18 protein-coding genes are annotated in these 18,028 nt (G+C 32.4%); 13 read left to right on the top strand and 5 right to left on the bottom strand.

Annotation, left to right across the window (positions count from 1 at the left end; translation table 11 throughout):
* Positions 1-20 precede the first annotated feature (20 nt).
* The 3 genes from DFQ11_RS03550 (at position 21) to DFQ11_RS03540 (ending at position 4,133) form a co-directional block, all read left to right on the top strand.
* The gene (locus DFQ11_RS03550; protein WP_110474327.1) at positions 21-1,235 is read left to right on the top strand and encodes an O-antigen ligase family protein; all 1,215 of its coding nucleotides are present in this window, start codon (positions 21-23) and stop codon (positions 1,233-1,235) included.
* A 73-nt stretch (positions 1,236-1,308) separates the two neighbouring features.
* Positions 1,309-2,448 (top strand): glycosyltransferase, encoded by a 1,140-nt coding sequence (locus DFQ11_RS03545; RefSeq protein WP_110474325.1) that lies wholly within the window; start codon positions 1,309-1,311, stop codon positions 2,446-2,448.
* Positions 2,449-2,777: 329 nt separating this feature from the next.
* Positions 2,778-4,133: an undecaprenyl-phosphate glucose phosphotransferase gene (locus DFQ11_RS03540; protein ID WP_110474323.1), complete on the top strand. Its 1,356-nt coding sequence runs from the start codon at positions 2,778-2,780 to the stop codon at positions 4,131-4,133.
* On the opposite strand, the gene DFQ11_RS03535 is transcribed toward DFQ11_RS03540, so the two are convergent.
* Together DFQ11_RS03535 and DFQ11_RS03530 are read right to left on the bottom strand one after the other, a co-directional pair.
* The gene (locus DFQ11_RS03535) at positions 4,130-5,290 is read right to left on the bottom strand and encodes a glycosyltransferase family 4 protein (RefSeq protein ID WP_110474321.1); all 1,161 of its coding nucleotides are present in this window, start codon (positions 5,288-5,290) and stop codon (positions 4,130-4,132) included. The two genes, DFQ11_RS03540 and DFQ11_RS03535, sit on opposite strands and share 4 nt — an antisense overlap.
* Before the next feature lie 7 nt (positions 5,291-5,297).
* The gene (locus DFQ11_RS03530; protein ID WP_110474319.1) at positions 5,298-6,608 is read right to left on the bottom strand and encodes a phenylacetate--CoA ligase family protein; all 1,311 of its coding nucleotides are present in this window, start codon (positions 6,606-6,608) and stop codon (positions 5,298-5,300) included.
* Positions 6,609-6,690: 82 nt separating this feature from the next.
* Between DFQ11_RS03530 and purD the strand changes: the two genes are divergently transcribed.
* Positions 6,691-7,962 carry a phosphoribosylamine--glycine ligase gene (gene purD, locus DFQ11_RS03525; protein ID WP_110474814.1) on the top strand — a complete coding sequence of 424 codons (1,272 nt, stop codon included), beginning with the start codon at positions 6,691-6,693 and terminating at the stop codon, positions 7,960-7,962.
* A 13-nt stretch (positions 7,963-7,975) separates the two neighbouring features.
* Here purD and DFQ11_RS03520 read toward each other — a convergent pair whose 3' ends face one another.
* Entirely contained in the window at positions 7,976-8,203 is a 228-nt protein-coding gene (locus DFQ11_RS03520; protein ID WP_110474317.1) for a DUF6341 family protein, read from the bottom strand.
* 73 nt (positions 8,204-8,276) lie between these two features.
* Between DFQ11_RS03520 and DFQ11_RS03515 the strand changes: the two genes are divergently transcribed.
* Positions 8,277-9,194 (top strand): DUF6427 family protein, encoded by a 918-nt coding sequence (locus tag DFQ11_RS03515; protein WP_229791233.1) that lies wholly within the window; start codon positions 8,277-8,279, stop codon positions 9,192-9,194.
* Here DFQ11_RS03515 and upp read toward each other — a convergent pair.
* Positions 9,183-9,842 (bottom strand): uracil phosphoribosyltransferase, encoded by a 660-nt coding sequence (upp, locus tag DFQ11_RS03510; RefSeq protein WP_110474312.1) that lies wholly within the window; start codon positions 9,840-9,842, stop codon positions 9,183-9,185. The genes DFQ11_RS03515 and upp overlap by 12 nt on opposite strands.
* 72 nt (positions 9,843-9,914) lie before the next feature.
* On the opposite strand from upp, the gene DFQ11_RS03505 reads away from it, so the two are divergent.
* Both DFQ11_RS03505 and DFQ11_RS03500 read left to right on the top strand, forming a co-directional pair.
* Positions 9,915-10,523: a DUF4254 domain-containing protein gene (locus DFQ11_RS03505; protein ID WP_110474310.1), complete on the top strand. Its 609-nt coding sequence runs from the start codon at positions 9,915-9,917 to the stop codon at positions 10,521-10,523.
* 184 nt (positions 10,524-10,707) lie between these two features.
* Positions 10,708-11,727, top strand: coding sequence for a glycosyltransferase family 9 protein (locus tag DFQ11_RS03500; RefSeq protein ID WP_229791232.1), 1,020 nt, complete (start codon positions 10,708-10,710; stop codon positions 11,725-11,727).
* A gap of 96 nt (positions 11,728-11,823) precedes the next feature.
* Here the strand turns inward: DFQ11_RS03500 and DFQ11_RS03495 are convergent, their stop codons facing one another.
* Positions 11,824-12,879 carry a 2Fe-2S iron-sulfur cluster-binding protein gene (locus DFQ11_RS03495; RefSeq protein WP_110474308.1) on the bottom strand — a complete coding sequence of 352 codons (1,056 nt, stop codon included), beginning with the start codon at positions 12,877-12,879 and terminating at the stop codon, positions 11,824-11,826.
* Between the two features lie 124 nt (positions 12,880-13,003).
* On the opposite strand from DFQ11_RS03495, the gene DFQ11_RS03490 reads away from it, so the two are divergent.
* The 6 genes from DFQ11_RS03490 to DFQ11_RS03465 all read left to right on the top strand — a co-directional run bounded on the left by DFQ11_RS03490 (position 13,004) and on the right by DFQ11_RS03465 (position 17,797).
* Positions 13,004-13,336, top strand: a complete 333-nt coding sequence (locus DFQ11_RS03490) for a PadR family transcriptional regulator (RefSeq protein WP_110474306.1) — start codon at positions 13,004-13,006, stop codon at positions 13,334-13,336.
* 74 nt (positions 13,337-13,410) lie between these two features.
* Positions 13,411-14,058 (top strand): hypothetical protein, encoded by a 648-nt coding sequence (locus tag DFQ11_RS03485; RefSeq protein WP_110474304.1) that lies wholly within the window; start codon positions 13,411-13,413, stop codon positions 14,056-14,058.
* Between the two features lie 55 nt (positions 14,059-14,113).
* Positions 14,114-14,836, top strand: a complete 723-nt coding sequence (locus DFQ11_RS03480) for a hypothetical protein (RefSeq protein WP_110474302.1) — start codon at positions 14,114-14,116, stop codon at positions 14,834-14,836.
* 8 nt (positions 14,837-14,844) lie between these two features.
* Entirely contained in the window at positions 14,845-15,534 is a 690-nt protein-coding gene (locus DFQ11_RS03475; protein WP_110474300.1) for a hypothetical protein, read from the top strand.
* Between the two features lie 48 nt (positions 15,535-15,582).
* On the top strand, positions 15,583-17,061 hold the full coding sequence (locus DFQ11_RS03470; RefSeq protein WP_110474298.1) for a DUF5687 family protein: 1,479 nt from the start codon (positions 15,583-15,585) through the stop codon (positions 17,059-17,061).
* 13 nt (positions 17,062-17,074) lie between these two features.
* On the top strand, positions 17,075-17,797 hold the full coding sequence (locus tag DFQ11_RS03465; protein WP_110474297.1) for an ABC transporter ATP-binding protein: 723 nt from the start codon (positions 17,075-17,077) through the stop codon (positions 17,795-17,797).
* The last annotated feature ends 231 nt before the right edge of the window (positions 17,798-18,028 follow it).

The following is an 18,028-nucleotide window of genomic DNA, read 5'->3' as shown; positions in this document are numbered from 1 at the left end:
TTGTTTAAAGCAAGATAATTATGGAGAATATTTTAGTTTATTTGAATAAAAACCGGGAAACAATAGTAGATTACTGTGCAGCTTTAATTGCGCTATTTTTACCCATTTCTACAGCAATTCCTAATTTATTATTAATACCATTAGCTGTAATTGTAGCATTTACATTTAGAAGCTACGTTGTAGTTTATTCTAAATACATACTTGCTTTTTTAGCTAGTATATTATTTATATTAATAGTTGGAGTGCTAAATTCGAGCTTCATTAATGATCTAGCAATATATTCTCGCTACATTTTAATAGTATTAGTGATTTTACTATTCTCACAAGTAAAAAATAAAAGAGTGTTAGAACATTTTTTTATTGTAGGTGTACTTATTGCTGTAATTGGATCGACTTATGCTATTGTAAATAGAATTATTCATAACCCTAGTTTTTTGTTAGATACGGGTCGAGAGGTTAATATGTTACTTTGGGTAGATAGGCCATACTTGGGATTTATGATATCTATTTCTGTCTTTTGCTGTTTGAAAATCGCAGAAAATAATCATAAACGGATTTGGTATTATATGTTAGTTCTGGTATTTGTAGGATTTAATATTTATATCTCCGCCAGATTAAGTATTATTTTGAATATTATTTTAATCTTGATTTTTTTGTATAAGAGTACTTCATTTAGTGTGAAAGTTAAAAGAGTTACTACTTTTGTGTTTTTGGGGGTATTTGTTTTAGCCATAAGCCTAAGTGAAAATATTTCTTCTAGGATGCATAGAACGGATGATTTAAAACTTTCTTGGCACTTGATAAAAGATTATGAACCAAGATTTGTTATTTGGCCTTGTGCTACACATATAATTGATACTGAGAATATTATATTCAAAGGAATAGGAAGTTATAAGACCCTCGAAAATAAACTTGTTAATTGTTATGGAGCCACGATTACAAATAATGATGATAAAAAAAAATACTATTTAAACGCTAAATTTAACGCCCATAATCAATTTTTAGACTTCTTGTTAGTTGGAGGAATTGTGCCTTTTATTTTATTAGTATATACTTTTGTTAGTATATGTTTTTCTAAGAATAGTGCATTTGAATTAAAGTTTATTTTAGCATTGTTTTTAGCTTTCTTTTTTGTTGAAAACGTTTTGCACAGGCAGTTAGGGGTTTACCTTTTTAGTATCTTTTTTGCTATATATAGTGGCGTAACCGAAAAAAAATCGTTTTCTGATTTATAAATGCATTTAGTTAAGATTTAACTTTATAGTAAAAGTCTTGAAAATTAAGGTGAAGACAATCTAAAATTTAATAATGAATAAAATAAAAGTAGCTCACGTATTACATTCTGTTGGAGGTGTAGATGTTTATTTAAGATTAGTAACAGAAAACATTAATCCGAATGAAATTGAAAATATTATTATTCACCAACAAGAAGAAAATGACAAGTTAAATTACTTTGCTAAGGATAAAACTCAAGTTAGAGAATATAAACTACCTATTCAAAGAGAAATTAGCTTAATACAAGATTTCAAATCTATAATATCTACTATTAAAATATTAAGAAAAGAAAAACCAGATCTTATTCATGCACACAGTGCAAAGGGGGGTATTATAGCCAGAACAGCTTCTTTATTTTATAGAGTAAATGTATTACATACACCTCATGCATATTCTTTTTTAAGTGCTGAATCTAATTTTAAGAAAAGTGTTTTTCTAACTATTGAAAGAATCTTTAAACATGTTAATTCTTATTTATTAGCAACATCAAAGTCTGAATTACAACAAGGCATAGTAAAAGTGGGCTATAAAAAAGAAAGAGCTTTACTGTTTAATAACTCTATTTTACCTATCAAAACTTTCAAGGAATTAAGCATCGATAAAAGTTGGCCAGACAATTATATTTGTTCGGTCGGCCGACCTTCTTATCAGAAAAACATTGAATTTATGATTGATGTTATTTATGAGCTAAAAAAATCAAATTATAATATTCATTTAGTATTAATGGGAGTTGGTTTTCACGCACCAAACTTAAACGTAGTTAAAGAGAAAATTAAAGAATTAGATTTAGTAAAAAATGTAACCCTTTTAGATTGGACATCTAGAGATGATATTTTTAATATTATAAAAGACAGTCAATTATATATTTCAACCTCAAGATATGAGGGGCTTCCATACTCTGTTATAGAAAGCTTGGCTTTAAGAAAACCGATAGTAGCAACAAATTGTGATGGTAACAAAGATTTGGTAAAACACGAATATAATGGGTACTTGGTTCAAAATGAAAGTGTTGTTGAGATGTCGGGCTATATTGAAAATATTTTAAACAGTGAGGAATTGAAATTAAAGTTCTCTGAAAACTCTTTTCAATATTTTTTAGATAATTTCGATTTAACAAAAAATATTGAAAAATTGGAGCAACAATATAAAAACCTTGTAAAAACAAAGAAATAAAACAACTACGATTTGGACAGGATATGTCGTAAGAACATGCTTATTTGTATTTCTTTGTACAAACGTAATGTGAAAACAAGGTTTACAAATGGCAAAATAGTATTGAGATAGTATTTATCGTTTTTAGTTAGATTGCTTTATTGAAATATGATATTTTATAAGTAAAAGACAATTAAACCTTAATTTGCAGGTAAATATCGAATAAGCACCTCAATTAAGAGTAGATTTTAAAAATACCACTCTAAATTATTTAAATAAATTAAGCGTTTTTCGACGTAAATTCATATAATAGAGAGAAATACATTCATATAAACACAGAATTAAAAAAATTGAACACATTTAAACAAGGACGGTATTCAGGATATTTAAGGCCTATTTCTTATATTATTGATTTAGTTATAATTAATGGCGTAGCAATACTGTCTATTTTTAAGGAGAAAGATTCGTTTATATTTTGTTTAATAATCTCCGTATCCTGGATATTAATGTCTCTTTATTCTCAATTTTATGAAGTTTATAGGTACACTCGCCCTGTAAACATTCTTTCCCTTATAGTTAAACAATCCATCTTATTTTTACTTATTGTTTTTGCTTTTTCCGGATTGTATCATGAATTACATATTTATCCAAGACCAATTGTAAAGTATGTACTTCTCTGTTTCTTCCTACTTACAATCATTAAGTTTACTATTTATTACTTACTACAAAAATATAGAACTTCTTTTGGTGGTAATTATAGGACGACAGTGATATTAGGTTTTAATAAAAAGACCTTAGCCTTAGAGAATTTTTTCAACAAGAACCCGGAGTATGGTTATTCACATAAAAAGACATTTAGCTTAAAAACCAAAGAGCATTCGTTAACCGAGTGTTTTGAATATGTTTTAAAAGAAGGGATTGACGAGCTTTACTGTTCAATTTCAGAAATGACTAATTCACAAATTGCTGATATCGTCGACTTCGCCGATAACAACTTAAAAATCCTAAAGTTTATCCCAGATAGTAAGGAGATATACTCTAAAAAATTACGATATGAGTATTACGACTATATACCTATTCTAACGCTAAGAACCATTCCTTTAGAAGAACCGGTTAATACCTTTTTAAAGAGGGCATTTGATATAGTATTTTCAAGTCTGGTAATTATCTTTGTTTTGTCATGGTTAACACCTTTAATCGCTATTCTTATTAAATTAGAATCTAAAGGACCTGTGTTTTTTAAACAGTCTAGAAATGGATTTAACTATAAAGAATTCGATTGCTATAAATTTAGGTCTATGATGCCTAATAAAGACGCGCATTTGTATCAAGCTACCAGAGGAGACCAACGAGTCACTAAAGTGGGTAGGTTTATTAGAAAAACTAGTATTGACGAATTACCACAATTTTTTAATGTTTTATTTGGCGATATGTCTGTGGTTGGTCCGAGACCCCATATGGTGAGTCATACACATATGTATGCTAAGAAAATTGATAAATTCATGGTAAGGCACTTCGTAAAACCTGGCATCACAGGTTTGGCACAAACTAGTGGATTTAGGGGGGAAGTAGAAACTGATAAGGATATTATTGGACGAGTGAAATTAGATATCTTTTATATTGAAAACTGGTCGCTTCTACTAGACCTTAAAATCATTCTTCAAACTTTTATCAATGCGGTTAAAGGTGATGATAAAGCCTACTAAAGGGTCTGTTTCAGTTTTTCTAGTTGTTTTTCAAAATTAAACTGCACTTTCGCTATATCTTGAATTGAGGATTTTAAGCCATGGTTTAAGTCTTTAAGGTGAATACCGCTTAAAACCTCGTTTAAGTGCTTGTAATCGCCTTCTTTTGCTATCCAGCCAAGTTGATGTGTCTTGATCACGTCCTCACCTTCACCTCCTCCAAAATACAACATAGGTAAACCTAATTTTGCGTATTCAAATATTTTTGAAGGAACAGAACCATAAATTCTATTGAGTAGCGGAATTATGGTCAGATCATATTTTAAAAGTGCGAGATGTAAGTCGTCTCTTTTCACACGTCCATGAAAATAAATTGGTAAATTTTTATTGGAATTTATAAAAGTTTTAATAGCCTCTTCTTCAGCGCCAGAACCATAGATATGAAATTCAATAGTACGGTAATCTAATTCTTGACAAAGTTTTAATATCCCTTGTGCTATTCCTAAAAGACCTGCATAAACCATTTTTATTTTGCCGTTTTGAGAGCTGGTTTCTCGTAATTTTGGAAATTCAATTTGAGGAAAGTTCCTGTATAAAAACAACTCAGGTTTTGTCGTAATAGATTTTATATGACTGAGAATCTCATTGCTTTGTCCTAAAATAAGATCTGCATTATTATAGTTATAAGCTTCTAGTTTCTTTAAGATTTTATATGAAAACCCTTCTTTCAAAGCACCCAATTCCAATCCTGCACTAGGCCACAAATCACTAACGTTTAATATGAGTTTTCGTTTTTTAGATCTTAAAAAGAACATACAGGTAAACGAAACCAATAGAGGAGGTGACTGCACGATAACTTTATCCGGAATATTATTCCACATAAAAAACCAAATCAAACTAAAGCTATAAGAAAGCATAGCGAATAGACGAAGAAACTTATTCTTAGAAACGGAGGCATAAATCCATAATCGGTTAATTTTGATGCCGTTTTCCTCAGTTGTAGAACGGAACTTCCCTTTATAATCTTTAAAAATTTTTCCTGTTGGATAATTAGGCAAAGGAGTAACAATACTGATATCATAATCATTTTTTAAACCTTCTGCCATGTGAAAGATGCGATTAGAAGCCGCACCAATTTCTGGCGGAAAATAACTCGTAATAATCATTAATTCCTTCACTGATAACTTAATTTATGTGAGATGTGAATTGTTTCAACTTACCAGATTTTGCACGTTGAAGTTTATCCAAGCGTTTAAAGTTAATGGTTATATTGGGCTCGAGATAGAGGATGACTTCATTTTTAATCTTTGCTTTTTGAGTTTCAGAAAGTTCAAATTTACTGACATAACTAATAATGAAACTGTCTAATTTCAACTGTTCAACTATAAATTCAGAAACATTACCATCGTCTTCTATAACGCTTTTGGTAATATAATAAAATGTAAGTCCTGCCGCCTTTTTTCCACTGGGTAAAACAATAATATCATTAGATCGACCAATCAATTTTTTAAGAATTGGTTTTTTAATACTGCTTTCTTCCGATAAAATACCAATATCTCCAATATCATAGCGGATAAAGGGATGTGCTTTATTGTATAGTGAGGTAATTACGATTCGGCCTTCTTTACCATAAGGCAGAACATTGTTGTGTTCATCAAGAATTTCTACATAAAGGGTATCACTATTAACTTGCCATTCATCATTTATATTTTGAAAGGCAATGAGATCTAATTCTGAAGCACCATACTCGTTAATAACAGGTACTCCAAATTGATTCTCCATCAAAAGCTTATCGTCATCAAACAACATTTCTGAAGTTACAATGCAAGCTTTTAAACTTGGACAGATAGATTTTAGCTTAAGGTTGTGACTCTTCAAATATTTTGCGAACTGAACGATAGAGCTTGTATACCCATTGATATAGTCAAATTTTGAAGTCTTAAATTTAGCTAAGGCTTTTTCTAAAGACTCATCGCTTAGATCAAATACTGAAAATCGAAAACGGTTACTAAAGTAATCTTTCAAACGTTCTTTATAATACCCTTTCTTATCCAATGGAATTCCATAGAATCGAGCTTGTTTTGAACTATTAAAATCAATACCATACCAAGAAAATCGATCCATAATTTGTGCCCAAGTCATGGCGTGACACCATTTGTCTTTTGCGAAAATGAAAGGATCGCCAGAACTACCAGAGGTTTTGTTTACATAGACATTTTTTGAAGTGTATCCCGCACTCAGCCTCTGTTCTAACGGCTGTTGTAAATGATTTTTAGTCATTATGGGAACCGAATTCCAATCGTTGAGGTTTATGGATGTTCCTAGGCTTTTATAAAACGGATTATGCTTTAAATGATAAGTAATTATTGCATTTTTTTGTTGGCCAACATAAGATTCAAACTCAGAATCGTTTTTAGATTGAATGGCAGATAAAGCCGATTTCGCTCTGTTAATATCAAAGCCGTTTAATTTCAGTGAAAGATTAAATAGTTGCAAGTAGTTTTACCTTTAAGGTTTCTGTAAAATAATTGTTTTTTCAACTTAAAACCAATTATTTTTGGGCAAACAAATTTTAACCATGAATATTTTAGTACTAGGCTCAGGAGGGAGAGAACATACATTTGCTTGGAAAATAGCTCAAAGCGACCGTTGTGAGGCACTTTATGTGGCTCCAGGAAACTCAGGAACTGAAGCTATTGCAACCAATTTAAATATAGCTGTAACTGATTTTGACGCTATCAAATCGGCAGTTTTGGCTCACAATATCGATATTGTAGTTGTTGGTCCTGAAGATCCATTAGTACAAGGAATTCATGATTTCTTTTTACAAGACGATGCTTTGAAGAATGTTTCCGTCATTGGCCCTCAAAAAGCAGCGGCAGAACTTGAAGGATCTAAGGAGTTTGCTAAAGAATTTATGATGCGTCATCACATTCCAACAGCAGCTTACGAGAGCTTTACTAAAGATAATGTAGAAGATGGCTATAAGTTCCTCGAATCTCTTAATCCGCCTTATGTTTTAAAAGCCGATGGCCTAGCCGCTGGAAAAGGTGTTTTAATTCTTAATGATCTACAAGAGGCTAAAACCGAATTGAAAAGTATGCTAGTTGATGCTAAATTCGGAGAGGCAAGTACTAAAGTGGTTATTGAAGAATTCTTAGACGGTATTGAGCTAAGTTGTTTTGTTCTTACGGATGGTAAAAACTATAAAGTTTTACCAACAGCAAAAGACTACAAACGAATTGGTGAAGGTGATACTGGTTTAAATACAGGTGGAATGGGAGCTGTGTCTCCTGTACCATTTGCAACAAAGGAATTTTTAGAAAAAATAGAGAATCGAGTTGTAAAGCCTACTGTTGAAGGTTTAAAGAAGGATAATTTACCTTATGTAGGATTTATATTTATTGGCTTAATAAAAGTTGGTGACGATCCAAAAGTGATTGAATACAACGTGAGAATGGGTGATCCTGAAACAGAAGTTGTTTTACCTAGACTAAAAACCGATTTGGTTTCTATTTTCGAAGCGATGGGTAATCAAACTTTAAACGAAATTTCTATTGAAATTGATGAGCGTGCTGCGACAACAGTCATGTTGGTATCTGGTGGATATCCTGAAGCTTACGAAAAAGGAAAAGAAATAACAGGAATCGAAAAAATTTCAGATTCTATAGTATTTCATGCAGGAGCGAAGCTGCAAGATGGTAAAGTTGTGACCTCTGGAGGTCGAGTTATGGCGATTACCAGCTATGGAAACACCTATAATGAGGCCATAAAAAAATCTTACCAAAGTATAGAAAAACTAAACTTTGATAAGATGTATTATCGTAAGGATATTGGTTTCGATTTATAAACCAATAAATTTTTTATAGATAAGAATGTGAAGAGATGCTTTTATCTTCTTCGTTATTATCGTTGAATTTTTTCAATTGAAGCATCCAGTATACAAACGCTACAGCGCCAATTATCATTAAAACCCAATTGAAAATATTAGCGGCAAACCAGCTCTCTAATTCTAAAGCTCTAAGCGAATCAAGTGGGTTTAACATTAACGCTCTAAATAAATCTTCTATTCCGTAAAAGAAATCTTTCATAACTTTATAAATTTACACCAATTCTAATTTGAAGTAGAATTGAAATCGAGTAGCAAAAATACAAAAAGAGTTAATGATAACAAGCATTTTTAGTAAATCTAAACCTATAAACTTCGTGATAGTCGTCGTTTATGTCTCTTTGCTTTTTATTCTAGCCAATTATTCTTTTCTTTTTTCAGACGTTAACACCTCGTTATCAACGCTATTTAGGTGGTTTGTTGCTCTTTTCTTGGTCTTTCTATTAGACTTTATAGTTTCAAAAAACAATATCACACAGGGAAACAGTTACGCGATCATGACCTTCGGTTTACTTTTTGGAATGTTTCCAGAAGTAATGAAGTATTCGGATTTATTGCTATCCAATTTATTTATTGTTTTCGCTTTAAGACGGTTAGTAAGCCTTCATTCTAAATTAAACATTAAGAAAAAACTATTTGATGCTGCCTTTTGGATAGCCTTAGCTACTTTATTCTTTTTCTGGTCTATCTTGTTTTTTGCATTGGTACTTGTAGCCTTAATTTATTATTCTCAAAACGATTTTAAAAATGTTCTAATTCCTTTCGTTGGCGTTGCTACTGTGGCTATTCTATTGCTAACATATAACGTTTTAGTCTACGATACATATCTAAGACCTACAGATTTTCAACGATTCGCGAGTTTAGATTATACGGCTTATAATAATAAGGAAAGTATTTTAAAGTTTACCGTCTTGTTTAGCGCATTTATATGGACGCTTATCTATTATTTTAAAAGTATTCCTGAAAAAAATAAAAGATTAAAACCCTCTTATTTTCTAATGGCATGGGCTTCAATCATAGCCATCCTAATCGCGATTATTGCACCAGTAAAGAACGGAAGTGAGTATCTATTTGTGTTCGCTCCATTTTCAATAATTATGGCAAATTATATCGAGATAAGTTCAGAACGATGGTTCAAAGAAGGCTTTGTTGCCCTTTTAATTATAACGCCAATTATCGGTTTATTGCTGTAATTTATTACCAAATGCAAGGTCTCCAGCATCGCCTAATCCAGGAATTATATAGCCTTTCTCATTCAAGTTTTTATCTATAGCTGCAATCCAAAGTTTGGTGTCCTCATCAAATGCGTTCGAGATAAAATCGACACCTTGTTGAGCTCCAATAACACTAACAATATGAATGTCTTTTGGCTTTCCAAACGGTTTTAAAGCGTCAAAAGTGGCCACCATAGATTGTCCTGTGGCCAACATAGGGTCAGCTAAAATTAGAGTCTTGCCCTCTAAACTTGGACAGGCTAAATACTCCACTATAATTTCAAAACTTTCTGGATTTTTCTGATGTTGTCTGTAGGCAGAAATAAAGGCGTTTTCAGCACCATCGAAATAATTTAATAAGCCATTATGAAGTGGAACTCCAGCTCTTAAAATCGAACATAATACGATGTCACTTTTATGTAGAACAGTGTCCGAAGAACCTAAAGGTGTTTCAATCGTGTGAGGTTCGAAATGAAGGGATTTACTGAGTTCATATCCAATAATTTCACCGATACGCTCAATGTTTCTTCGAAAGCGCATACTGTCTTTTTGAATGTCCTTATCTCTAAGTTCAGACATATAGGTATTTAAAATTGAAGGCGTCTCAGATAGGTTATTGATTTGCATATAATGGAAATTGGTTCAGTCGCTAAAGTTAATAATTCCAACTATATTTGCATATTATAAATCACATTCATTATGTTTTCAGAAAAAGCAAACGCAATATTTCAAGACGTTATTAAGACCTATAAAGTTTTAAATACAGTAGATCAACCATTCTCAAATAAGTACAATAAAGACCAAGATCTTATCGCACATTTATTGTACAGAAAATGTTGGATTGATACTGTTCAGTGGGCTTATGAGGATATCATTAGAGATCCAAATATCGATCCTGTAGCGGCTTTAAAATTGAAACGTAAGATTGATGCTTCAAACCAAGACAGAACGGATACGGTAGAATTTATAGACAGTTATTTCTTAGATAAATACAAAGACGTAACGGTAAAACCAAATGCAAAAATCAATTCTGAAAGTCCAGCTTGGGCCATTGATAGACTTTCAATTTTAGCATTAAAAATATATCATATGCATCTTGAAACTGTAAGAGAAGATGCAAGTGAGGCTCATAAGGCTGCTTGCCAAAAGAAATTAGACGTTTTATTAGAGCAACGTGTAGATTTAAGTACAGCCATTGACGATTTGCTAAACGATATCGCAAATGGCGATAAGTACATGAAAGTGTACAAGCAGATGAAAATGTACAATGACAACGAATTAAACCCTGTTCTTAGAGGACAGAAATAATAAATTCGCAGGCAGGAAGCTCATTTAAGTTATTGAGGTTCTTTAAATATAAAATCAAAAACGTTGTTGGTGGAAACATCAACAACGTTTATTTTTGAATCACATTTCGAATTTAAATCCAATGTCATTCTGAGCAAAGCGATGAATTTCAGGTGAGATTAATTCAAATTGACAATTTAAATTAATGGCCAACAAACCAAAACACATAATAGTTTTTAGGTTTTCTGCAATGGGAGACGTCGCTATGACTGTTCCTGTATTGCGAGCTCTGACCTCTCAATATCCTGAATTAAAAATTACGGTTGTTACAAGAGCCTTTTTTAAACCATTCTTTCAGGATTTAAAAAATGTATCTGTTTATGAAGCCGATTTAAAAGGAAAACACAAAGGGGGTTTAGGGCTTTTTAAATTATCTAAAGAACTTAGAGGATTACAGTTTGATGCCGTTGCAGATGTGCACAACGTACTCCGAACTAAGATTTTAAAGTTCTTTTTAATAGGAAAAGAAGTAGCACAATTAGATAAAGGCAGAGCTGAAAAAAAAGCACTTATCACCGGACAATCATTCCAACAACTAAAAACCACACATCAACGTTATGCTGAGGTTTTTAAGGATTTAGGATATCCCGTAAACTTATCAGAACCTAGGTTTCCAAACCCGAAGCCATTATCAGAAAAACTAAAATCATACATATCCAATAAGGAACTCAAAACCATTGGAATTGCACCTTTTGCGGCGCACGAAAGCAAAATGTATCCATTAACCCAAATGAAAGAGGTTGTTTCTAAGCTTTCCCAGACGTTTAACGTGGTTTTATTTGGAGGTGGTGCCAAGGAAGTAGAAGTTTTAAATAAGATGGAAGCGACCTACAGCAATGTTCAGTCGGTTGCTGGAAAATTGAATTTAGAAGAAGAATTAGTACTTATTTCCAATTTAGATGTCATGCTTTCCATGGATTCTGGAAATGCACATTTGGCAGCTATGTTTGGCAAAAAAGTAATAACGATTTGGGGCGTAACACATCCTTTTGCTGGGTTTGCACCTTTTAATCAACCAAAGGATTATGCACTTGTCGCAGATAGAGAAAAGTTTCCTTTAATACCCACTTCAATTTACGGGAACAAATTTCCTGAGGGTTATGAGAATGCTTCAGGAAGTGTTTCAGTTGAGGATATTGTTTTTAAAATTAAGTCTGTTATTTAGCTCAATGCGAAGATTTCAATAAAAAAGACCTTTCGAGTATGAAAATCTCAAAAGGTCTTTTTGTTTATCGTCTAAAATAAAAGAGATTTAGATCTTTTATACGTCATCATAATCTACAACAACATTCGCAGAAGTAGGATGCGCTTGGCAAGTCAATATCAACCCTTCAGCAACTTCGCTATCCGTTAAAATATTGTTTTGACGCATTTTAGCTTCACCTTCAGTAAGCCTTGCAATACAGCTACTGCATATGCCACCTTGACAAGAATAAGGCGCATCAATATCTTGTTTTAAAGCCGCTTCAAGAATACTTTGTTCTTGAGACATGTTGAATTCAAATTCTTCGTCGTCAACTAAAACTTTAATTTTTGTCTGACCTGTCGGTAATTCGCCTGCAGGCACGTCATCCGTTTCAGGAGCCGTGAACAATTCGAATGAAATTGCTTTCTCCTTTACACCATTTTCAACTAATACGTCTTTAACGGTGTGAATCATTTCTGCAGGTCCACAGAGGTAGAAGTTTTCTATAGTAACGTCCTTGTATCTGTTTTTAACGATGAGGTTTACCGTGCTTTTCTCAATTCGACCAAAAAGCGCATCGGTCTCATGAGATTGACTGTAAATGAAATGTGCATGGAAACGATTATCATATTGTTCTTTAAGTTGAAGGATGTCTTTCATAAACATAGCATCTTCCAAAGTTTTATTTCCGTACACTAAAATGAAATTACTGAAGGGCTCATCCTCTAAAAGTGTTTTAGCAATACTCAGAATTGGCGTAATTCCACTTCCGGCAGTAAAAGCAGCAATAGTTCTGGTTTTAGCTTCATTAGCTTCAAATGTAAATCGACCATTTGGCTCGGCTACTTCTAAAGTGTCGCCAGCTTTTAAGCCGTTATTCGCGTAAAGTGAAAAGGTTCCACCTTCAACAGATTTTACAGCTACCGTGACATTGCCACTGCTTTTTGAAGCACAGATAGAATAATCTCTACGGATTTCTTCGCCATTAATAGTCGTTTTTAAGGTAACATATTGTCCGGCTTTAAAGCTGAAATTTTCTTGAAGATTTTCAGGAATATCAAAGGTTATTGCAACTGATTTATCTGTTACTTTATCAATTGATTTTATAGAGAGTGTATGAAATTGTGACATAGAATAGTATTTTGTGCAAAAATAGCAAATGTATTAGATACAAAGCAGTTTTTTAAAATAGTCGTTCTTTTTTGATACCTAAGATTCTTATACATAAGGAAATTATGTATATATTTGTAATACAATGAGCAATTCAAAATTATATAAAGGGAGTTTAACCACTATCATTTTAAAGTTATTAAATGAGAACGATAAAATGTATGGTTACGAAATTACTCAAAGGGTAAAGGAATTAACTAAAGGTGAACTTAAAATCACGGAAGGCGCATTATATCCTGCGTTACACAAATTGGAGGCTGAAGGTTTGTTAGATGTTGAGGTCGCAAAAGTAGATAACCGATTGCGTAAATATTATAAGCTCACCGAAAGCGGCACTAAAGAAACCGTTAATAAGCTTGAAGAATTAGCCGAGTATATTAAAACGATGCAGGCTTTAGTGAATCCGAAATTGGCATAAATCTTTATCCTACAATGGTATTTGGTGGCTGAGCGAGGTCGAAGTTAAAAACCTTGTAGGTATTAAAAATTAAAATGAAACTAACCAAAGAAGACATACAGTTTATAGATAACTACTTAGATAATTCTGATGTCATTTACGCAGACATCCGAATGGAAATGGTAGATCATGTGGCTTCGGATATTGAATCTAGAATGAAATCCGGAGATACGCGCGGATTTTATTATGTATTTAAGGATTATATGGTTGAAAATAAAGCGCAACTTTTAAAAGAAAATAGACAATTTTTAAAATCTGCAGATAAAAAAATAGGACAAACATTTTTAAAGGAACTTAAAAAGCCAATAACACCTTTATTGTTTTTAGCGTCGTGCATTGGCTATTATGTTTTATATCAAAACTCGAATTTAGAGACGTTTAGGGCCTGTTTGTCAATTGTTCCATTGATTGGTTTAACAGGATTTATATTAACCTATGTGTTTTATCAAGGAGTAAAAGACAATAAAAGGTTCTCTGTGGTTGAGCGATTAGCCTTTCCTTTTTTAGCCTTTTACCAATTACCTAATATTTTTTTAATTAGAACAAGAGAGTTAAATGAAACAAGCGATTTATTTTGGACAATTGGCGGAGCGAGTTTAGCGCTTACCTTAATGTTGGTGCTGGTAATTATAAGTGTAAAATTATTTATGAGTTACGAAACCCGATTTAAAAATATTGCCTAAATGGAAGGAGACCTAGCAGATTTTTAAACCTTGCAGGTCTAAAAGTAAATTAACAATGAAACTAACCAAAGAAGAAATACAATTCATAGATAACTACCTCATTAAAAACGAGGTGAAGTATTGGGATGTGCGTTTAGAATTGTTAGATCATATTGTTTCTGCGGTTGAAGATAAAATGAGCAATATAGGTATTTCTTTTAATGAGGCGCTGCTCCAAGTACATAAAGGTTTTGGTAATCAGTTTATAGAATTTGGAGTCCCTAATAGCAAAATATTTGAAAGCGGACTATTTCAAAGTAATATTGGATTTAAGAAGTTCACGAGAAATAAACAGAAAGAATTGGGTAGGAAATACCGAAAAATGACATGGAACCATCTTAAAGCTAAGTTTTCCACCTTTAAGTTCTGGTTAGAGTATTTTGCTGTTATTTTGTCATTTATTTCCATTTATCAATTTAAGCCTAAAGCATGTTTTCTCATCGGTTTATTAGTGTTAATTCTACCTACAATATATTCTGCGTATTATTCTATAAAAGATAAGTCTACTCGAAAATCATTAAATTTTGCAATGGCTACAAGTTCTGCGATGGCAGTATGGTCGTTATATAATCTCTCGTTTTATATCTTAAAGGATAGTTATGGGAATGTTGCAAATATGCCTCATGGTTTCTTTGTTATTGTAACGTGCTTATTTTATCCTGTGATTAGAGTCAATATTGACGTGTATCAGAACGTATATAAAGAGAGTAAGGAAACTTTTAACCTTAAGTTTTTATAAATAAACACATGAAACTAACCGAATCCCAAATTCAAGAACTCTACGCCTTTACCAGGCAACATTTTGTAGAGCACTACGATCTACAAACTGAACTCGTAGACCACTTAGCTAATGATATTGAAGCGATGTGGGAAGTTCAACCGAAGTTGAGTTTTGAAGACGCTAAAAACAAAGCCTTCAAAAAATTCGGAATTTTTGGTTTTATGGATGCCATTGACCAAAAAGCGAAAGCCATGAATAAACGATATATGCGCTATTTTTGGACTGAATTAAAAAAGTGGTTTGAGCTACCGCAACTACTTACAACAATAGCCTTATTCTTAGTGTTTTATTTCACATTTTCGACCAGTTACCCGGCCGTTTTTGCATTACTATTTTATGGAATGATTATGGTGTGGTGCGTTTATAAGAGTATTCAATTGAATAGGCAATTTAGAAGACGAAAAGAAATCTCGAATAAAAAATGGATGCTCGAAGAAATGATATTTAAACAAGTAGGAGGTACTATGTTTATTTTTTTATCCCAAGTGTTTAATGTTTATAGGATTACAGACGAGTTATTAAGTAATACTTACCTACTTATTGGATTTTCTTTACTTTTTACAGCTTTAGTGTTGGTAAATTATATAAGCTTTGAAGTTATTCCTAATAAAGCGGAAGAATTGCTCAACGACACTTATCCGGAATTTAGTATGTAACAAATTTCTGTTTTATCATACTTATAAGCAACATCCAACCTACAAACTATGATAAAACACTTTCTTAACCTCCAGTGGAAACAGTATTTCCGTTCGTCTTATTGGCAAAAAAATATGGCCATTAATATCTTAATGGTATTCTTTGCGCTGTATTTTATGGTCTCATTTGCAGCATTAGGGTTCGGATTACTGTTTCTTCTAAAAGAAGGTTTTCCAGACCAAGATCCTTTTGTTCTAGCTAATAAGTACATCTTTTATTGGGTTATTGGCGACTTATTAATGCGTTTCTTTTTACAGAAACTGCCAGTAATGAGTGTAAAACCATTATTAACACTTCCTATAAAACGTTCAACCGTTGTTAATTATGTTTTAGGAAAGTCCGCATTGTCGTTTTTTAATTTCCTGCCATTATTTGCCATTATCCCATTTAGTATCATGCTTATTCGTGATGGTTATGCATCACCTATGATATTAACTTGGATGTTTACAATGATTATTTTAGTTCTTATTATAAATTTCCTAAATTTTATTATCGAATCATTTTCAGCAGAATCCGAGTTTTCCTTTCTACCGATTTTGGTAATTGTAAGTGTGTTAATTGGCCTTAATTATTTTGAAATATTACCATTAACCACCTTACTTGGAAACGGATTAATAGCTGTAGCAAACAATTCAATTTTCATTTTAATTCCTGTTCTCATTTTAATAATATGTTATGCCTTCAACTTTAAACTTTTAAGAGGAAAACTGTTTTTAGATAGTTCGCTTCAATCTAAGGTGAGTGAAGTAAATGCTTCAGACTTATCATGGACCAGACGTTTTGGGGATATTTCGCCATTTATGCAATTAGATCTTAAACTTATTTGGAGAAACAAGCGCACCAAATCTATGGCGATGATGATGTTGTTTGGAATTTTCTATGGCTTGTTCTTTTATACACAAAAGCAGTTCCTAGAAATGGAATTCATGTTTGCATTTGTCGGTATATTTTCAACAGGAATATTTCTGATCAATTTCGGACAATTTATTCCCGCTTGGGATAGTGGATATTATAAGTTATTGATGAGTCAAAATATTAAATACGAACAATATTTACGTTCAAAAATTATTTTAATGACCATCAGTGTGATTGTCATATTTATTCTAGGAATTCCCTATGTGTATTTCGGTTATAAAATATTAATTGCACATTTCGCAGCAGCGGTTTATAATATTGGTGTTAATACGCATGTGATTCTTTTAGGTGGAGCTTATAACCGAAAAAAAATCGATTTAGATAAAAAGGCTGCCTTCAATTATCAAGGGACCGGTGCAGTCCAATGGCTTATAGGAATACCGCTTATGCTATTGCCAATGGCTATGTTTGGTCTTACCAATTGGCTTGTGGGTTTCGAAGCTGCGGTAGCTTTATTAATCATTCTTGGTGTTTTAGGGATAGTATTTCACAAAAAACTAATGAAATGGATTGTTAAGAAGTTTCTCAATTCAAAATATAAAATGATTGACGCTTTCAGTCAAGACAACTAATTCAACTACAACCATGATATATACTAAAAATCTTACTAAATCTTTTAAAGGAACAACTGTTCTAAATATTGACGAATTAGCCATTCCAAAAGGCCAAAGTTTTGGCTTGGTCGGAAACAATGGTGCTGGAAAAACGACCTATTTCAGTTTGCTATTAGATCTTATAAAACCAACTACAGGAAACATAACTAACCATGACGTTGTTGTTGATGAAAGTGAGGATTGGAAGCCATTCACATCTTCATTTATAGACGAGAGCTTTTTAATTGGCTATCTAACACCAGAAGAATATTTTTATTTCATTGGAGAACTGCGTGGGCAAAATAAAGCAGACGTAGATGCCTTACTATCTAATTTTGAAGACTTTTTCAATGGTGAAATTATAGGAAGAAGGAAATACCTTAGAGATTTAAGTAAAGGAAATCAGAAGAAAGCCGGAATTGTAGCTGCTTTAATTGGAAATCCAGAAGTTATTATTTTAGATGAGCCTTTCGCTAACTTGGACCCTACAACTCAGATTAGATTGAAGCAAATTATTAAAGATTTAGCTAAACAGAAGGGGATTACAGTGCTTGTGTCAAGTCACGATTTAATGCATGTCACAGAGGTGTGTGAGCGCATAGTGGTTTTAGAAAAAGGTAATGTGGTTAAAGATTTAGAAACCAATCCGGCAACGTTAAAAGAACTTGAAGCTCATTTTGGTAGTAGTGTTTTGCTTGCTCAAGAAGAAGAGTAAATGTCCATTTTAAGCTGTGGTTTTCATAATACTACAGTCTAATGTGTCGCATACCGTTAGCATAAAACACGAGTTTTTAAGAATCTAAATTCTGTTGAAATCAACGTCCTATTTGAAAAAGATGCTTATTTTTACCACCTAACACACTAAAAACTGTGGATTTTAGTTATCTATAAATCAAATAGAATCAACGTTGAAGACCTATTACAAACTTATATTATCTCTTTTTTG

It is taken from the genome of Winogradskyella epiphytica, from assembly GCF_003217215.1.
Lineage (GTDB): Bacteria > Bacteroidota > Bacteroidia > Flavobacteriales > Flavobacteriaceae > Winogradskyella > Winogradskyella epiphytica.
This window is presented reverse-complemented; position numbering and strand designations above follow the sequence as displayed.

Excerpts from the sequence above, each read along its gene's own strand:
- DFQ11_RS03485 (WP_110474304.1), top strand. The coding sequence starts at position 13,411 with ATGAAACTAACCAAAGAAGACATACAGTTTATAGATAACTACTTAGAT.
- purD (WP_110474814.1), top strand. The coding sequence starts at position 6,691 with ATGAATATTTTAGTACTAGGCTCAGGAGGGAGAGAACATACATTTGCT.
- upp (WP_110474312.1), bottom strand. The coding sequence starts at position 9,842 with ATGCAAATCAATAACCTATCTGAGACGCCTTCAATTTTAAATACCTAT.
- DFQ11_RS03505 (WP_110474310.1), top strand. The coding sequence starts at position 9,915 with ATGTTTTCAGAAAAAGCAAACGCAATATTTCAAGACGTTATTAAGACC.
- DFQ11_RS03475 (WP_110474300.1), top strand. The coding sequence starts at position 14,845 with ATGAAACTAACCGAATCCCAAATTCAAGAACTCTACGCCTTTACCAGG.
- DFQ11_RS03495 (WP_110474308.1), bottom strand. The coding sequence starts at position 12,879 with ATGTCACAATTTCATACACTCTCTATAAAATCAATTGATAAAGTAACA.
- DFQ11_RS03500 (WP_229791232.1), top strand. The coding sequence starts at position 10,708 with ATGGCCAACAAACCAAAACACATAATAGTTTTTAGGTTTTCTGCAATG.
- DFQ11_RS03470 (WP_110474298.1), top strand. The coding sequence starts at position 15,583 with ATGATAAAACACTTTCTTAACCTCCAGTGGAAACAGTATTTCCGTTCG.
- DFQ11_RS03550 (WP_110474327.1), top strand. The coding sequence starts at position 21 with ATGGAGAATATTTTAGTTTATTTGAATAAAAACCGGGAAACAATAGTA.
- DFQ11_RS03545 (WP_110474325.1), top strand. The coding sequence starts at position 1,309 with ATGAATAAAATAAAAGTAGCTCACGTATTACATTCTGTTGGAGGTGTA.
- DFQ11_RS03515 (WP_229791233.1), top strand. The coding sequence starts at position 8,277 with ATGATAACAAGCATTTTTAGTAAATCTAAACCTATAAACTTCGTGATA.
- DFQ11_RS03465 (WP_110474297.1), top strand. The coding sequence starts at position 17,075 with ATGATATATACTAAAAATCTTACTAAATCTTTTAAAGGAACAACTGTT.
- DFQ11_RS03520 (WP_110474317.1), bottom strand. The coding sequence starts at position 8,203 with ATGAAAGATTTCTTTTACGGAATAGAAGATTTATTTAGAGCGTTAATG.
- DFQ11_RS03480 (WP_110474302.1), top strand. The coding sequence starts at position 14,114 with ATGAAACTAACCAAAGAAGAAATACAATTCATAGATAACTACCTCATT.
- DFQ11_RS03490 (WP_110474306.1), top strand. The coding sequence starts at position 13,004 with ATGAGCAATTCAAAATTATATAAAGGGAGTTTAACCACTATCATTTTA.